The organism is Elioraea sp. (assembly GCF_051860475.1).
GTDB lineage: Bacteria > Pseudomonadota > Alphaproteobacteria > Acetobacterales > Acetobacteraceae > Elioraea.
Map to the genome: position 1 here is coordinate 1 of NZ_JBHYDW010000109.1, position 15,639 is coordinate 15,639.

The 15,639-nt window shown below is 69.9% G+C and carries 15 protein-coding genes and 1 pseudogene; 11 read left to right on the forward strand and 5 right to left on the reverse strand.

Annotated features, from left to right (window positions below; translation table 11 throughout):
• Both ACTIFU_RS17060 and ACTIFU_RS17065 read left to right on the forward strand, forming a co-directional pair.
• On the forward strand, positions 1 to 469 hold a 469-nt coding region (locus ACTIFU_RS17060), incomplete at its 5' end, for an energy transducer TonB (RefSeq protein WP_439579519.1).
• 8 nt (positions 470 to 477) lie between these two features.
• Positions 478 to 1,068 carry a cob(I)yrinic acid a,c-diamide adenosyltransferase gene (locus tag ACTIFU_RS17065; RefSeq protein WP_439579520.1) on the forward strand — a complete coding sequence of 197 codons (591 nt, stop codon included), beginning with the start codon at positions 478 to 480 and terminating at the stop codon, positions 1,066 to 1,068.
• Between the two features lie 2 nt (positions 1,069 to 1,070).
• Here the strand turns inward: ACTIFU_RS17065 and ACTIFU_RS17070 are convergent.
• Positions 1,071 to 1,510, reverse strand: a pseudogene (locus ACTIFU_RS17070) (IS630 family transposase); the annotation flags it as partial.
• Positions 1,511 to 1,650: 140 nt separating this feature from the next.
• Complete coding sequence (locus tag ACTIFU_RS17075) at positions 1,651 to 2,397, reverse strand: ABC transporter ATP-binding protein (protein WP_439579521.1); 747 nt, start codon at positions 2,395 to 2,397, stop codon at positions 1,651 to 1,653.
• A 72-nt stretch (positions 2,398 to 2,469) separates the two neighbouring features.
• Between ACTIFU_RS17075 and ACTIFU_RS17080 the strand changes: the two genes are divergently transcribed.
• A complete protein-coding gene (locus ACTIFU_RS17080) occupies positions 2,470 to 3,183 on the forward strand; it encodes a metallophosphoesterase family protein (RefSeq protein WP_439579522.1) in 714 nt (237 codons plus the stop codon).
• Between the two features lie 11 nt (positions 3,184 to 3,194).
• Here ACTIFU_RS17080 and ACTIFU_RS17085 read toward each other — a convergent pair whose 3' ends face one another.
• Positions 3,195 to 3,890 (reverse strand): C80 family cysteine peptidase, encoded by a 696-nt coding sequence (locus tag ACTIFU_RS17085; protein ID WP_439579523.1) that lies wholly within the window; start codon positions 3,888 to 3,890, stop codon positions 3,195 to 3,197.
• A 185-nt stretch (positions 3,891 to 4,075) separates the two neighbouring features.
• On the opposite strand from ACTIFU_RS17085, the gene rfaE1 reads away from it, so the two are divergent.
• The 7 genes from rfaE1 to msrB all read left to right on the forward strand — a co-directional run bounded on the left by rfaE1 (position 4,076) and on the right by msrB (position 12,764).
• On the forward strand, positions 4,076 to 5,560 hold the full coding sequence (gene rfaE1 / locus ACTIFU_RS17090; RefSeq protein WP_439579524.1) for a D-glycero-beta-D-manno-heptose-7-phosphate kinase: 1,485 nt from the start codon (positions 4,076 to 4,078) through the stop codon (positions 5,558 to 5,560).
• 438 nt (positions 5,561 to 5,998) lie between these two features.
• Complete coding sequence (locus tag ACTIFU_RS17095; RefSeq protein ID WP_439579525.1) at positions 5,999 to 7,609, forward strand: PEP-CTERM sorting domain-containing protein; 1,611 nt, start codon at positions 5,999 to 6,001, stop codon at positions 7,607 to 7,609.
• Positions 7,610 to 7,616: 7 nt separating this feature from the next.
• On the forward strand, positions 7,617 to 9,119 hold the full coding sequence (locus ACTIFU_RS17100; RefSeq protein ID WP_439579526.1) for a tetratricopeptide repeat protein: 1,503 nt from the start codon (positions 7,617 to 7,619) through the stop codon (positions 9,117 to 9,119).
• Between the two features lie 130 nt (positions 9,120 to 9,249).
• Positions 9,250 to 10,539 (forward strand): dGTP triphosphohydrolase, encoded by a 1,290-nt coding sequence (dgt, locus tag ACTIFU_RS17105; protein ID WP_439579527.1) that lies wholly within the window; start codon positions 9,250 to 9,252, stop codon positions 10,537 to 10,539.
• A 2-nt stretch (positions 10,540 to 10,541) separates the two neighbouring features.
• Positions 10,542 to 11,051 (forward strand): GNAT family N-acetyltransferase, encoded by a 510-nt coding sequence (locus tag ACTIFU_RS17110; RefSeq protein ID WP_439579528.1) that lies wholly within the window; start codon positions 10,542 to 10,544, stop codon positions 11,049 to 11,051.
• A 147-nt stretch (positions 11,052 to 11,198) separates the two neighbouring features.
• A complete protein-coding gene (locus tag ACTIFU_RS17115; protein WP_439579529.1) occupies positions 11,199 to 12,239 on the forward strand; it encodes a Bug family tripartite tricarboxylate transporter substrate binding protein in 1,041 nt (346 codons plus the stop codon).
• A gap of 114 nt (positions 12,240 to 12,353) precedes the next feature.
• On the forward strand, positions 12,354 to 12,764 hold the full coding sequence (msrB, locus tag ACTIFU_RS17120; RefSeq protein WP_439579530.1) for a peptide-methionine (R)-S-oxide reductase MsrB: 411 nt from the start codon (positions 12,354 to 12,356) through the stop codon (positions 12,762 to 12,764).
• A 60-nt stretch (positions 12,765 to 12,824) separates the two neighbouring features.
• Here the strand turns inward: msrB and ACTIFU_RS17125 are convergent, their stop codons facing one another.
• The gene (locus ACTIFU_RS17125; RefSeq protein ID WP_439579531.1) at positions 12,825 to 13,256 is read right to left on the reverse strand and encodes an OsmC family protein; all 432 of its coding nucleotides are present in this window, start codon (positions 13,254 to 13,256) and stop codon (positions 12,825 to 12,827) included.
• Between the two features lie 112 nt (positions 13,257 to 13,368).
• On the opposite strand from ACTIFU_RS17125, the gene ACTIFU_RS17130 reads away from it, so the two are divergent.
• Positions 13,369 to 14,325: a Bug family tripartite tricarboxylate transporter substrate binding protein gene (locus ACTIFU_RS17130; protein ID WP_439579532.1), complete on the forward strand. Its 957-nt coding sequence runs from the start codon at positions 13,369 to 13,371 to the stop codon at positions 14,323 to 14,325.
• Between the two features lie 69 nt (positions 14,326 to 14,394).
• Here the strand turns inward: ACTIFU_RS17130 and ACTIFU_RS17135 are convergent.
• The coding region (locus ACTIFU_RS17135) for a sulfatase-like hydrolase/transferase (RefSeq protein WP_439579533.1) at positions 14,395 to 15,639 on the reverse strand (1,245 nt) is incomplete at its 5' end.

Sequence of the window (15,639 nt, forward strand, 5' to 3'; positions counted from 1 at the left end):
GGCCCTCGCCGCGACCGCCCCGGCCGAGGCCGCGCCGGACCTGCCCGCGCCGGACCTGCCCGCGCCGCCGCCCGTGGACACGGCCCTGCCGGTCCCGCCCCCGCTGCCACCGGCGCCGCCGCGCCCCGCCGCCCCGACTGCCACCCCCGGCGCCGAGCTCGCCCGGGCCGCGCCGGTCTCGGGCCTGCTCTCCACCGCGGTTCCTGCGTCCGTCGGCCGCAAGGTCGATCCGGTCGTGCCGCGCGAGGCACGGCTGAACCGCTGGCAGGGCACGGTCGTGCTCGCGGTCACGGTCTCGACCGAGGGCGTGCCGGCGCTGGTGGAAATCCTGCACTCCTCCGGCTACGCCCTTCTTGACCGCGCGGCGATCGAGGCAATGTGGCAGTGGCGTTTCGATCCCGCGCGGCGCGGCGGCGTGCCGGTCGAGGAGCGCATCGCCATTCCCATCACCTTCCGCATCGTCGACTGAGAGGCCCCATGGTCCGGCTGGATCGCATCACCACCCGCGGCGGCGATCGCGGCGAGACCTCGCTCGGCGACGGCACGCGGGTGCGCAAGGACGCGCTCCGGATCGATGCGATAGGCCGGATCGATGAGACGAACGCCGGGATCGGGCTGCTGCGGCGCGTCACCGGCACGGGCGAGCCGGGCTCCGACCTTGCCCGGGCAGATGCGATGCTGGACCGCATCCAGCACGATCTGTTCGATCTCGGCGCCGATCTCTGCACCCCGATCGCCGAGGGCGAGACGCCGGAGAGCCGGCTGCGGATCGTGCCGGCGCAGCTTCAACGGCTGGAGGACGAGGTCGCGGCGATGAACGCGGATCTTCCTGCGCTGACATCCTTCGTGCTGCCGGGCGGCAGCGCGGCCTCGGCCTGGGCGCATCACGCGCGTACGCTGGCCCGCGCCGCCGAGCGCGCGGTGGTCGCACTCGCCGCGGTCGAACCCGCCAACCCCGAAGCGGTGCGCTACCTGAACCGCCTTTCGGACCACCTGTTCGTGCTCGGTCGCTGGCTGAACGGCCGCGGCGCCTCCGAGGTGCTCTGGCGGCCCGGCGCGAACCGATAGCGGACTGACTGCACCGCTCGCTTTCCGCGGCCGATGGCGGCGAGGGCGCGATTGGGGGTCGGCGGTCCAGGTAAGGGGCTCGGGGTGCCTGTTGTGTTCGGCGACGTAGCGGTTGATCGCGGCCTGGAGGTCGACCAGCGAGCCGAAGACCCCGCGCTTGAGCCGACACCGGGTGAGCGCCAAGAAGAAGCCCTTCACGGCGTTGCGCCACGAGGCGCTGGCGGGCCGCGACGTGGAAGGTCCGGCGGGGATGGCGGACGAGCCAGGCGCGCACCTCGGGGTGCTTGTGGGTGCCTTCGTTGTGCCGCTGCACGTCGCTTTCGGTTCCGACCACGGCGTGAACCATTCTCCCGGCCGGCACCGCGGCCTCAACCTGGTTGAGGAAGCGGATGAACTCCTGATGCCGGCGGCGCTGCATGTTGCGGCCGACCGCCGTGCCGTCCCGGGAGTCCCCGTATCGCGGTGGCCCGCAAACTCATCACCATCCTCAACGCCATCCTCAGGGATCGACGCCCGTGGCAAACCGCTTGACCATCAAGACAGTCGCTTTCCCCCAAACCCCCTATCCCTTCAACACGCGCCTCACCCGGCCCCCGCCGCCACACCCGTGCCGCGCGCGATGTCGAGGAACACCTGCTCCAGATCCGCCCGACCGTAGCGCGCGATCAACGCCCCCGGCGCGCCGCGATCCACCACCCGGCCTCGCTTCAGCATCAGCACCTCGTCGCAGAGCCGCTCCACCTCCGCCATGTTGTGGCTCGCCAGCACCAGCGCCGCACCCGTCTCCGCCCGATACGCTTCCAGCCAAGCGCGCATCCGGTCTGCCGTGTCCGGGTCGAGGCTCGCCGTCGGCTCGTCCAGCAACAGCACCTCCGGCGCGTTGATCAGCGCCTTCGCCAACGCCGCGCGCGTCTTCTGCCCGGCCGAAAGCTCGCCCGCCGGCCGGTCCAGCAACGTCATGAGATCGAGCTCCTCCGCCAGCCGCGCAATCCGCGCCTCCAAGCCAGCGACCCCGTAGAAATGCCCATAGACCCGCAGGCTCTCGCGCACGCTCAGCCGATGCGGCAGCGACACATAGGGCGAGGAGAAGTTCATCCGCGCCAGCGCCGCGAACCGGTCGCGCGCCATGTCGTGGCCCAGCACCGTGATCCGGCCGGCATCGGGGATCAACAGCCCGAGCAGCATCGCGATCGTCGTCGTCTTGCCCGCGCCGTTGCCGCCGAGCAGCCCGACCGTCCGCCCGGCCGCGAGCGAGAACGACACGTCGTCCACCGCCAGCACCTCGCCGTAGCGCTTGGCGAGCCCCTCGGCCAAAAGCACGGTCCGCATCCGCCACCTCTGGCCCGGCAGACGCCACTCCGCAAGTGACGGGCCGATGAAGCACGGCTACGCTGCACCGCAATGCCCGCCCCCCAGCCGGCCCCCGCCAGCCTGCCGCCCGGTCTGCGCCTCTACGCCGTCGGCGACACCCACGGCTGCGCCGAGAAGCTCGACGCGATCCACGCCCGGATCGCAGAGGACGCCGCCCACGCCCCCGAGCCCGAACAGGTGATCGTCTATCTCGGCGACTACGTCGATCGCGGCCCCGACAGCCGCGGCGTCATCGAGCGCGTGCTTGCCCCGCCAATTCCTGCGACGGCCGTGTATCTCTGCGGCAACCACGAGGCGATGATGCTCGAGGTGCTGGACCACCCGGCCGACGACTCGGCGCTCGCGCTGTGGCTGCGCAACGGCGGGGTGGCGACGCTGACCTCCTACGGGCTCAACGGCGCGGACGAGCCGCGGGACTGGATCGGCCGCATCCCCGCTGACCACCTCGGGTTCCTGCGCGGCCTGGCCCGGCGCCACCGGGCGGGCGGCTACCTGTTCGTCCATGCCGGCATCCGCCCCGGCGTTCCGCTCGACGCCCAGGACGAGGAGGACCTGATCTGGATCCGCGAGCCTTTCCTCGGCTCCGAGGCCGATCACGGCGCGGTGGTGGTGCACGGCCATACACCGGAGCGCGCGCCGGTGATCCGCCCCAACCGCATCGGCCTCGATACCGGCGCGGTCTACGGCGGCCCACTCACCGCGGCGGTGTTCTGGGCCGACCGCATGGCGCTGTTCCAGGCATGAGCCAGGCGAGCTCAGAGCGGGGTTATCTCGCCGCCGCCGCCCTTGTAGTTCTTGATCGCGTATTTGGGTCGCGCTGTCTGTCGATCCTGTCCGATCCGATTGTACATCTCGGCCTCGGCCTGCTTCGTCTTCGGGTCTTTCTGATCCGCGAGACTGAAGCCTGGCTTCAGAACCCAGTTGTGGCCGTCACTGTCGGTCGCGGATTCGCCCGCCGATCCCCGTACAACGACCGTGCGACCAGGCGGGATATGGGGTTGGAGCGCGGACGCGAACTGATGCACCAGCCTCTCCTCGTCGGTTTCGCCCATCGCGGAGAAGCACGCGTGCAGCGTGATCTTTGCCAGCTTCGGATGGGACTTGACGACCGGGCCGAGCCAATTCGCCAGCCCCTGTGCGTTGTAATGACCGACCTGCTGTTGGTTGCCGTGGGCCACGACGTGAAGCTTGGTTTCCTCTTTGCTTGCAGGCGTCGCGAGATAGGCGGTCAGCTCGTCCTCGGTGCGACAGAGCTTTTCCCCGGGCGCGCTCGCCTCGGCCGTGTCCTTGCCCTTGGGCCCGGCCTTGCCGTGGCCCTTCTTGGCCGGCTGCGCGGTGTTCGTCGCGGCCCCCTTCTTGCGATCGATCTTTGCCTTGATGTTCTCGGCATCCTTGATGAGCTTGGACCGCGAGTCCGCGCTCTCTCCCTCGTAGTTGACGACGACGATCATGCTCGGCCTCCACGTCGTCAGACACTGATTGCCGTCCATGACTGTCGTCGAAGACCGACGCGAAGCGCAAGCAGGGATTGTGGCACGCGGGCACGCCGGATCATCGGGCCCGGGCGGAGGAGTGGGGCTCCTGCCATGGTGGGCGGCCCTTGCCCTGCTGCGGGCCCATCGCTAAGCCGATGCCGATGACCGACCCCGAGCCCGTCGACCTGGTCGCCGCCGCGCGCGCGCTGAAGCGCGCCTCGGTGCTGGTGGTCGGCGACGCGATGCTCGACCGCTACGTCTATGGCGCGGTCGAGCGTGTCTCCCCCGAGGCGCCGATCCCGGTGGTGACCGTCGAGCGCGAGATCGCCATGCCGGGCGGGGCGGGGAACGTGGTGCGGAACATCACGGCCCTCGGCGGATCGGCCTCCCTGCTCACCGTGGTGGGCGACGACCAGGCCGGCTCTGACCTCACCGCGCTGATCGGCGGACAGCCCAATGTCGAGCCCTGGCTGCTGGTGCAGGGCGGGCGGCTCACCACGGTGAAGACGCGCTACCTTGCCGCCGGCCAGCAGCTGCTGCGCGCCGACCGCGAGACCACCGAGGCCGTGCATCCGAAGCTCGCCGAGCGGATGGTCGCGATCGCCTCGGACGCGATGGCGGCGTGCAAGGTCGTGGTGATCAGCGACTACCTGAAGGGCACGCTCGCCGGCGACACGCCCGCGCAGATCATCGCTGCCGCGCGCAAGCGCCGACGCATCGTCGTGGTCGACCCGAAGGGCCGCGACTACGCCCGTTACGCGGGCGCCAACATCATCACGCCGAACCGGCGCGAGCTGGCCGAGGGAACCGGCCTGCCGGTCGCCACCGCCGACGAGGTGGTGGCGGCCTGCCGATCGCTGATCGCCGCGCATGGCTTCGGTGCGGTGCTGTGCACCCGGTCGGAGGACGGGCTGACGCTGGTCGAGGGCAGTCAGGGCGAGCAGATCTCCCATTTCGCCGCCGAAGCGAAAGAGGTGTTCGACGTCTCCGGCGCCGGCGACACGGTGGTGGCGACGCTGGCCGCCGGCATCGCGGCGGGGCTGAAGCTGCCCGTGGCGGCGCGGCTCGCCAACATCGCCGCGGGCGTGGTGGTGGGCAAGATCGGCACCGCGGTCGCGCGCGAGACGGAACTGCTCGAGGCGCTCGCCCCGGCGACCGGCGCGCTGCGCAAGGTCGTGAGCCTGGAGGCGGCCGCCGAGCAGGTCGAGCGCTGGCGCCGCCGCGGCTGGCGCATCGGCTTCACGAACGGCTGCTTCGACCTGCTGCACCCCGGGCATGTCCACCTGATCGAGCAGGCGCGCGGTGCCTGCGATCGTCTCGTGGTCGGGCTGAACTCGGATGCCTCGGTGCGCCGGCTCAAGGGCGCGAACCGCCCGGTGCAGCAGGAGGCCGCGCGCGCGGCCGTGCTGGCGAGCCTCGCCGATGTCGATCTCGTGACGATCTTCGAGGAGGACACGCCCGAGACGCTGATCACGGCGCTGCGCCCGGACGTGTTGGTGAAGGGCGCCGACTACACGGTCGACCAGGTGGTGGGAGCGGATCTCGTGCGTTCCTGGGGCGGGCGGGTGATACTGGCGGAACTCCTGCCGGGCAATTCCACCACCGCGACGATCGCGCGGCTCAGGGGGTCGCCGCGCCGGACGTAGCCTGATCAGGCGGCAGGTGGGCTTTCGCCGTGTCGCCCCTTCAGCTCGGCAGAGGCTGGTGTAAAGAAATCCGACGCCAGAAAGACATAAAATAACAGCTGCGTAATCTTCGTCTTCCCGGTCGCTATCCCTCTCGGCTTGATAAGGCGCCAGAAAATGCGCCTACGAGGCATCTACTGTGAAAAAATATTCATGTTTGACTGTCGGAAAATTTGACAAAGGAAGCGTCGGTGGGGCGGTACCCAGGGCGTCGATAAAAATAGTTTTAAGCATCAGATGGTTACCAAATAGGCATCGTTCTTGCATGCCATCCTATGCCGAGGAGCGGGACCGCTTCGCTCGGCCGTCCCCGGCGCAAGCAGAACGATAAGGGGGTCAGCGATGGGCATCAGGAGGCGACTGCCACGGCGATGGGGCGCGTTGCTCTCGGGCTGCGCCGTGATCGGTTTCGCGGCCTTGGGCGAGGCCCGGGCGGCGAGCTTCACATTCACGACCCAGGCGGATTTTGCCACCGGCATCTATGTCGGCACCAACAGCACCGAGCCGCCGACCGGCCATGTCAAGCTGGACTTCCCCGTCCTGACGCCGTTCGACCATATCTGGGTCGCGGCCTCAGGGCGCGGCACGGTGATCCGCATCGACACCAATACCGGTCAGGTGCTCGGCGAGTACTTTACCGCGCCGAATGGCCGTGGGCGCGATCCGTCGCGTACGACGGTGGACGTCAATGGCGATGTATGGGTCGCCAATCGCGCGGAATCCTCCGGTGGCCTCGGCTCGGTGGCGAAGATCTCGGCCAGTGGTGCAGGGCCGAACACATCCACAGGTGTGTTCAACGCACCGACCGGTGCCGCGGGGACCTTCGATGCGCGGCCGTGGACCAATACCGGCGGTGCAGACAATCTCGGTGGGACGTCGACGGCACAGGATCCGGCAATCCTGAACTATGTGCGCACGACCGGGACTGCGGCCCGTACGGTGGCGGTTGATGCGAACAATAATGTTTGGGTTGGCGGCTTCGGCAACGCGGCCCACCAACTCTATGATGGAACCACAGGCGCTCCGATTCCGGGTGTGGGAAACTCATTCAACATTGGCGTCGGCGGTTACGGTGGTGTCATCGATGGCAACGGCGTGCTCTGGTCAGTGGGTGTAGGTACCAGTCTTGTCAAGCATGATCCGATGACAAATATAACCACGAACATCAACATGGGTCGGACTACATACGGTATCGCCATCGACACAAACGGAAAGATTTGGGTGTCCAACTGGACTTCTAACACGGTGCAACGAATTGATCCGATTACTAATAATATAGAAGGCACTTTCAGCGGTGGCCAATTTGCGTTCGCTTTGCGGGGCATCGCTGTCACGCCGGATAACAACATCTGGGTGGCTTCCTCGATCGGCAATCGAGTCATCCGTTTTGATAATGACGGCAATATAGTCGCGGCCATTGCAGTCGGCAGAGAGCCGACCGGTGTCTCAGTGGACGCGAATGGAAAAGTTTGGGTCACGAACCTCAACAGCAGCGACGTAATGCGGATCGACCCGGCAACGAATGCGGTCGACCTGACCGTTGCCCTCGGCGCGGGCGCAAACCCGTACAACTACAGCGACATGACGGGCACCGTGCTCGCCGGATCGACGATCGGCAGCGGCACATGGCGCAACGTGCTCGATGCCGGGCTGATCGACGCGGTTTGGGACGAGATCTTCTTCAACACCGAAGCCGAAGCTGACATCCCGGTCGGAACCTCACTCAAGATCGAGGCCAGGGCGTCGAATGACGGCATCAACTGGTCCCCATACGCCCTGTACGACAGCGGCGATCCGCTCGGGCTGGTTGGGCGCTACCTCGACGTCCGCGCGACCTTCGGGCGTGCTCCCGGCGTCGGCGCCATCTCGGCAATCCTGAGCGATCTGACGGTGACGCTGAAGGATGAGAGCGGAACGCCGGTGCCGGAGCCTGGCAGCCTGGCTTTGCTCGGCGCAGCGCTGATTGTGTTTGGCTTGCTGCATCGCCGGCGGCGTCACATCGGCGCGTGACCCGACGGTGCTGGTCTTGAACGCGGACCCTGCGGCAGGCGTGTCCTGCCGCAGAGTTCCCATTGCCGTGTCGACCATCAGGGGGTGCTCGACGATGCGTTTCGCTGTTGCGCTGTTCGCCTTTGCGCTTGTGGCTGGGGTGGCCGGCGCCGCCCCGCTCATCCAGGACTCCACGCACGGTGCGGAGCCCGCCCGCCCCGGCGGCCCGCAGCAGTTCCGAGATCTGTTGTCGCCGGCGGAGAGCGAGGGCGTGGCGCGCGAGGCCCGAGACGCACTGGCACGCCGGGAAGCCGACCTGCGCGAGGCGATCGCGCGCGATCCCAATGACCGGTTCCTGCTGCACGGTCTTGGCACGGTATTGTTCCATCAGGGCCGGGCCGACGACGCGACGGCACTCTGGTCGGCCGCAGCGCGTGTGGAGCCGAACCTCGCCGGCGCCGACATCATGCAAGCCACCGAGCGGGTCTTCGCGCTGGTGGCGCGGGGCGAGACCGAGCAGGCGCGCGCGGCATTGGCCGATGCCCAGCAGCGCTTCGGCAGCGCCGCGCATTTCCTGTTGATCCGTGGCGCGCAGGCGGAACGTGCCGGTAATATTGCGGCAGCCGAGGCCGACTATCGCGGCGCGCTCAGTGCCGCGCCGGCGCTGTTCGTCACCGACCTCGCTCTCGGCCGGTTGTTTGAACAACGGGATCAGCACCAGGCGGCCCGGCAGTATTACTATACAGCAACTATAAAGGCTCCACGACGGCCCGAACCATGGCTTGCGCTGGCGTCGCACCAGTTCCGCGAGGGAGACCTGGCGAGCGCACTGACTTCGTTCCGCCACGCTGCGGCAGCCTCGCCGCGCGTGCCGCCTGCCGAGGTGCTGATGGCTAGGTCCGCCGAGGAGATCGGCGACGATCTCGGCGGCCGCTTCTGGTACCACGCTGCCCTGGCCGCGGCCGCAACACCTGACAACGCGACCCGGATCGCGCTGATCAATGTACAGTTGCGCCTTGGCCTGTTCGCGGAGGCAAACGAGGAGCTCGCCAGGCTCGGCGGCCCCGAGACCGCCTCCCTCGCCTTCACGCGCGGCGTCATCGCCGAGAGCATGGGCGACGAGGCCGGGGCCGAGCGGCATTACCGGCGTGCTCTCGCGCTCGCGCCCGAAAGTCATCTCGTCCAGAACAACCTTGCGATGGTGCTGGTCCGCTCCGGCACCCGCGGAGAGGAGGCGCTGAAGCTCGCCGAGGCGGCGCACAGCCGCGCCCCCGAAGACATCACTATCCTGGGCACCTATGCCTGCGCGCTTGCCGTCGCGGGTCGGCAGCCCGAGGCTCATCGGGCGCTCGCGAAGGCCGTGAGAGCCGCCCCGCGTGATCCCTGGGTGCGCTATCACCTCGGCCTGATCAAGCTCGCCCGTGGACAGACGGCCGAGGCGCGGCTTCATCTGGAGGGCGCTCTGGTGCTCCAACCCGATTTCCCACACCGCGCCCAGATCGAAGCTGAGCTCGCGCAGATCAGGCGCTGATACGCTGTCGCCAAGGTGGGGCCTTTGGGGATGACGACTCCCGCGTGCGCTCCTGGGGCGGGCGGGTGATGCTGGCCGAGCTGCTGCCCGGCAATTCCACCACCGCGACGATCGCGCGCCTGCGCGGCTGATGCTCGACCTCGCGCGGCTGTTCTCGCGCGTCCGCTTCGGCGAGACCGCCCCGCGCGACGAGCCGCACCGCGACGCCTTCCAGCGCGACCAGGACCGCATCACCTTCGCGCGTCCGTTCCGCCGGCTGCAGGCGAAGACCCAGGTGCACCCGCTGCCGCACGACAGCCACGTGCGCAACAGGCTGGTGCACACGCTTGAGGTGGCCTCGGTCGGCCGTTCGCTCGGTGTGCGCGCGGGAGCGCTGATCGAGGACCGGCTGGACGCGGCCGGCGTCTCGCCGCAGGAGTTCGGCGCCGTGGTGCGCTCGGCCTGCATGATCCACGACATCGGCAACCCGACCTTCGGCCACGCCGGCGAGGACGCGCTTGCGACCAGGCTCGCGAGGCTTTCGGCCGGGCTTGCCGACGCGCCTGCCGATCTCGCGCATTTCGACGGCAATGCGCAGGGGTTCCGCATCGTCACCAAGATCGACATGCACCGCATGGCGCGCGGCTTCCGCCTCACCTACGCCACGCTCGGCGCGATGCTGAAATACCCGTGGGGTGCCAAGGATGCACGGTCTCGCGACGGCACCAAGTTCTGCGTGTTCGACACCGAACGCGACGCCATCGCCAATGTCGTGCGCCATCTCTACGGCATCGACGATCCGGCCGCGGCGCCGCGCCACCCGGCGACCTGGCTGATGGAGGCGGCCGACGACATCGCCTACACGCTTGCCGACCTCGAGGACGCGGTCGATCTCGGCATCGTGCCCGCGCGCGAGGTCATCGAGATCATCGAGCCGATCGCCGGCCGGCCCGGCGGCGGCGTCGCCTCGCTGCGCGGGCTGGCGATCGGGCGGCTGATCGACGCGGCCGCCGCGATCTTCGCGACGCGCTTCGGCGAGATCATGTCGGGAGTGCCGTATCGCGGCGGGGGCCTGCTCGACGATCTTGCCGCGCAGGACCGCGCGATCGCAGCGGCCTTCGGCGAGGCGCAGCGCGTCAACCGCACGCGCGTCTATGTGCATGACCGCAAGGTGGGATTCGAGCTCGCGGCCGACGAGATCATCGGCACGGTGCTCGACCTCACCTTCGCCGCCGCCCTGGAGTTCGACGCGGTGCGCGACGCGGAGACGCTCTCGCGCCGGCACCGCCAGGCGCTCACCATCTTCGGCGACTACCGGCCCGAGCCCGGCTGGCCGCGCCACGAAATCCTGCGCTCGGCCGTCGATGCGGTGGCGGGGATGACCGATCCCTACGCCACCTTCGTCGCCGCCCGGCTGCGCGGGCTGGAACTGCCGCTGTAGCGGTGGAGATCGAAACCGCGCGGCTGATCCTGCGCCCGCCGCGCCTCGCCGACGTGCCGGCCCTGTTCGCGTTCCTCGGCGATCCGCAGGCGATGCGCTGGACCCGCATCGACGCCACGCTGCGCGACTGCCGGCGCCGGATCGTCGCCCATGAGCGGCGCCGCCGGCACGACGGCTACGCGCCCTGGACGGTGCGCGCGAAGGCGGATCACCGCATCATCGGCTGGGGCGGACTGTACCGCGATCCGTTCGAGCCCGGTTGGGGTCCCGAGGTCGGCTACTTCTTCCACCCGGATGTGTGGGGGCGGGGACATGCCTCAGAGCTCGTCGCGGTCTGCACCACGCTCGCGGATCGTGAGCTGCGCCTGCCCGAGCTGCGCGGCTTCGCGCACCCCGGGAACATCGGCTCGCGCAGGGTGCTGGAGAGGGCCGGGTTCGCCCTCGTCCGCGCCGTTCCCGAGATGAACCGGCTGCTCTTTCTCCGGGCGCGTCCTCGGCAGGCCGCCGGCTGATCCTCGTGCGCGCCGCCGTACCATCTCGTGATGGGGCTGGACACAATGGGGCTTCGCCTGCATCATCCTCGAGCTTCGCAAGCGCAACAACCGACAAGGCGCGAGGCACGACCCGACGCTCTCTGCACGACAGCACAGGAGTGACCCATGGTTGTGCGCCTTGTCCCCGTCCGGACGCCGCTCCGTCTGCCCGCGAAGCGCGCCGCACTCGGCCATCTACGCCGCCGTCGCGTGGTCGGCGGCGCGCTCGCGGCCGCGGCGGTGCGCCGCGCCGCTGCCGCTTCGCCCTGGCCGGAACGGCCGGTGCGGCTGATCGTCGTCGTGCCGCCGGGCAACGGCCCCGACCTCGTGGCGCGCGGGCTGGCACCTCATCTCGCCGCCGCGTTCGGACAACCCTTCGTGGTCGAGAATCGCCCCGGCGCCGGTGGCACCATCGCGGCGGCGGAGGTCGCGCGCGCAGCCGATCGCCACACGCTCGGCGTCGTGCTCGGCGGGCCCACGACCGTTGCCAAGGCGCTCAACCCACGCCTCGCCTACGACCCTGCGCACGACTTCACCGCCATCTCGCTGCTGACCCGCGTGCCGTTCGTGCTGACCGTGCCACCAAGCCTCGGCGTGCGCGATTGGCCAGGCTTCGTCGCGCTGGTGCGCGCCCATCCGGGGCGGTTCAGCTACGCCTCGATCGGGCCGGGAACGGTGACTCACCTGGCGATGGAGGAGTTCAAGCAGCGCCTCGGCCTCGACATCACACACGCGCCCTATCGCGGGTTTCCGCAGGCGACACTCGACCTGGTCGCAGGGCGCGTGCATGCGATGTTCAACGTGCCCTCCGCGGCGCTCGAGGCGATCAGGGCCGGCACGCTGGTCGGTCTTGCCCAGTCGGGCGAGACGCGGCTTGCCACGCTGCCCGAGGTACCGACCTTCGCCGAGGTCGGCCTGCCGGACACGGCGTTCTTCGGCTGGACCGGGCTGATCGCCCCGGCCGGGTTCCGGCGCGAGGTGGCGGAACGGATTGCCGAGGTGGTGCGCGAGGCGCTGCGCACCGACCCGGCCTCGCGCGGCGGGCTCGACCGTGCCGGCAACGAGATCATCGGCTCCACGCCGGCAACACTCGATGCATGGCAGCGGCGGGAGGCGGCGCGCTGGTCGGCGGTGATCGTTCGGCTCGGCCTGACCGCGGCGGATTGACGGAGCGGCGCTTCTGCCGCCATGCAGGAGCGCCGTAACCTGCCGTCTGGCCACACCGAACCCCCTTCGCCCCGGGGCATTCCCTCGGGCGAGGCGAAGGACCATCCTCCGGCCATGAGCACGACCGAGACCTTCCCCGTCCAGAGAACCGACGAGGAGTGGCGCGCGATCCTCTCGCCCGAGGCCTATCGCGTGCTGCGCCGCCATGGCACCGAGCGCGCCGGCACCTCGCCGCTCGACCGCGAGAAGCGCCCCGGCACCTTCGTCTGCGCGGGCTGTGGCACGCCGGTGTTCACCTCGGAGACGAAGTTCGACTCCGGCACCGGCTGGCCGTCGTTCTTCCGCCCGATCGAGGGCGCGGTCGCGACGCGCGAGGACCGGAGCTTCTTCATGCGCCGCACCGAAGTGCACTGCGCCAGCTGCGGCGGCCATCTGGGGCATGTGTTCCCCGACGGTCCGCCGCCGACGGGGCTGCGCTACTGCATGAACGGCGTCGCGATGTCGTTCACGCCGAAGGGCGAGTGAAACCGCCCTCACCCTGACCTCTCCCGCACGCAGGAGAGGGTCAGGGTGAGGGCCTGGCCGCTACGCCAGCGTCCACTCCAGCGTCACCGTCGCGGTCAGCACCTTCGACACCGGGCAGCCCGACTTCGCCCCCTCGACGATTGTCGCGAACTTCTCGCGCTCGATCCCCGGCACCTCGGCGTGGAGCGTCAGCGCCGAGCTTGTGATCGCGAATCCACCGTCCTTCGGCTCGAGCGTCACCGCGGCCTTCGCATGCAGCCGCTTGGGCTTGAACCCCTCCTTCGACAATCCGAACGACAGCGCCATCGCGAAGCAGCCGGCATGCGCCGCCGCGATCAGCTCCTCCGGGTTCGTGCCGGGCACGTTCTCGAACCGGCGCGCGAACGAGTAGGGCGTGCCGGACAGGATGGCGGAGGGCGTCGTCAGCGTGCCGGACCCCTCCTTGCCTGTGCCTTCCCAGACCGCCTCGGCCGTGCGGGTGATCCCTGCCATCGTTCACTCCCTCGTTGGTGGATGACCGAGCCTGCCACGTCCGGCCCACGCTTGTCAGCCCGAGCCCCCTCCCGTAGCGTGACGTGAACAGAACGACCCCGGGAGGATGACCATGCGTCGCCGCACGCTGCTGTCCGCGCTCGCCGCTCTCGCCGCGCCCGGTGCCCGCGCGCAGACCTACCCGTCGCGTCCCGTCCGCTTCCTCGTCCCCTTCATCCCCGGCAGCGCGCCGGACGTGATCGCCCGCCAGATCGCCGAGCGCCTCTCCTCCGCCCTCGGCCAGCCGGTGGTGGTCGAGAACCGGCCGGGCTCAGGCGGCAATATCGGCTTCACCCACGGCGCGCGCGCGCCCGCCGACGGCTACACGCTGATCCTCGGCACCAACTCGCTGGTGATCAACCCGGCCCTGTATGCCCGCGTCGAGTACGACCCCCTCGCCGACTTCCTGCCGGTGCACCTGCCCTTCGCCATGCCCCACCTGCTGGTCGTCTCCGCCGAGGCAACGCCGCGTGATCTCGACGCGCTGGTCGCGCTGCTGAAGGCCGAGCCGGGACGGCACAACTACGCCTCCGGTGGCAACGGCTCCGGCGCGCATCTCTCGGCTGAGCTGTTCAGGAGCAAGGCGGGCGTGGAGGCCGTCCACGTGCCCTATCGCGGCGCGCCCGACATCATCAACGCCGTGCTCGGCAACCAGGTGCTGTTCGGCCTGCCGACCATGAGCACGGCGATGCCGCTCGTCACCGCCGGCAGGCTGCGGGCGATCGCCGTCACCTCGCCGCGTCGCAGCCCCGCCCTGCCCGATGTGCCGGCCCTCGCCGAGCGCTACCCCGGCGCCGAGGTCGTGAGCTGGTTCGCGGTAATGGTGCCGGCCGGCGCGCCGGCGCCGGTCGTTGCGCGGTTGGACGAGGCGATCCGCGGCATCTTCGCCGACGCGGCATGGGTCGAGCGGATGACCGCGGACGGCACGATCGCCGTGAACATGGGACGCGAGGCATTCGCAGGCTACTACCGTGGCGAGGCGGCGAAATGGGCCGAGCTCGTGCGGCTGTCGGGCGCGCGCGTGGAGTAGCCCGAGGCAAACCGGGGGCTTCGCCCCCTGGCCCCCGCCGGGGGGCCGCAAGGGCCCCCCGGACCCCCCTCAGCTCCAGGCCGGGCGTGCGCCGGGAGGGGGGGAATAGGGCAGGTCGCCGCGCGCCATCACCGCCTCGCGGCCGCCCGCCGCCGCCAGGATCGACGCCTGACGGGCCTTCGCGCGCGCATCGATCTCCGCCGGGGTGGCGCCCAGGGCCGCGACCAGCCGCGCCTCAAGCGTCGCACGCAACGACACGTGCGCCCGACTTTCGCCGAGATCGACCAGCTCCTCCGGATCGGAGTCGAGATCGAACAGCTGCGGCGGATAGTCCACATAGCGCACATACTTCCAGCGCGCGTCGCGCAGCATGAACGCCGCCTGGCGCGAGCCCGAGGCGTGGTACTCCGAGACCACCTCGCGCTTCGGCCGCGCTCCGCGCGCAAGCGCGACGAGCGAGCATGTCCCCGCCGGAGCCTCGGCCGCGATCCCCAGCGTGTCGAGCACGGTCGGGAACACGTCCAGCAGCGTCACCGGCGTGGCGATCACGGTGCGCGGCGGCACCGCATGCCCCGACAGGATCATCGGCACGCCGACACTCTCCTCGTACATCGTGCTCTTGCCCCAGAGCCCGCGCGCGCCCGCATTGTCGCCGTGATCCGAGGCGTAGAGCACGCGCGTCGAGAGCGACAATCCCGTCTGCTCCAGGCAGTCGAGGATGCGCCCGACCTGCTCGTCCATGAACGCGACGAGGCCGAAATAGCCGGCCAGCATCCGCCGCACCGTCGCCTCGTCCTCGACCGAGGCGTCGTAGGGGATCGTGCGCGCGTAGTCGTCGAGGAACGGATGCCGCGGCCGCTCCTCCGCCGCGTAGAGCTTCGGCGGCGCGAGCCGCTCCGGCTCGGTCGCGTAGTAGTGCTCGGGCGGGGCGATCAGCGGGAAATGCGGCGTCACCAGGCTGACGAACAGGCACCACGGCCTGGTCTGGCGCGGTGCCTCCTCGCGCAGCCAGACCTGCGCCTCCGAGGCGATGTCGCGGTCGTAGCGCGTGTAGTCGCTCTCGCCCGGCCCCGCCATGGCCGACAGCTTGGCCGCGCCCTTGCGTGGCGGGGCGGTCTCGTCGCGGATCAGCGCCAGCAGATCACCCTTGCCCTCGACCACGTGCATCGCGAGCCGCTCCTCGGAGAACCCGTGATCGTCGCCGGGCAGGCCGCGGAAATGCAGCTTGCCGATCGACACCACCGTGTGCCCGGCGGCGCGGACCGCGTGGTGCCAGGATGGCACCGCCCCGTCATAGGGGTCGGCGTTGTCGAG

What these genes read in the sequence shown, in the direction of transcription:
- ACTIFU_RS17125 (WP_439579531.1), bottom strand. Translation starts at nt 13,256, where the DNA reads ATGGCAGGGATCACCCGCACGGCCGAGGCGGTCTGGGAAGGCACAGGC.
- ACTIFU_RS17115 (WP_439579529.1), top strand. Translation starts at nt 11,199, where the DNA reads ATGGTTGTGCGCCTTGTCCCCGTCCGGACGCCGCTCCGTCTGCCCGCG.
- ACTIFU_RS17075 (WP_439579521.1), bottom strand. Translation starts at nt 2,397, where the DNA reads ATGCGGACCGTGCTTTTGGCCGAGGGGCTCGCCAAGCGCTACGGCGAG.
- ACTIFU_RS17085 (WP_439579523.1), bottom strand. Translation starts at nt 3,890, where the DNA reads ATGATCGTCGTCGTCAACTACGAGGGAGAGAGCGCGGACTCGCGGTCC.
- ACTIFU_RS17080 (WP_439579522.1), top strand. Translation starts at nt 2,470, where the DNA reads ATGCCCGCCCCCCAGCCGGCCCCCGCCAGCCTGCCGCCCGGTCTGCGC.
- ACTIFU_RS17130 (WP_439579532.1), top strand. Translation starts at nt 13,369, where the DNA reads ATGCGTCGCCGCACGCTGCTGTCCGCGCTCGCCGCTCTCGCCGCGCCC.
- ACTIFU_RS17065 (WP_439579520.1), top strand. Translation starts at nt 478, where the DNA reads ATGGTCCGGCTGGATCGCATCACCACCCGCGGCGGCGATCGCGGCGAG.
- msrB (WP_439579530.1), top strand. Translation starts at nt 12,354, where the DNA reads ATGAGCACGACCGAGACCTTCCCCGTCCAGAGAACCGACGAGGAGTGG.
- dgt (WP_439579527.1), top strand. Translation starts at nt 9,250, where the DNA reads ATGCTCGACCTCGCGCGGCTGTTCTCGCGCGTCCGCTTCGGCGAGACC.
- rfaE1 (WP_439579524.1), top strand. Translation starts at nt 4,076, where the DNA reads ATGACCGACCCCGAGCCCGTCGACCTGGTCGCCGCCGCGCGCGCGCTG.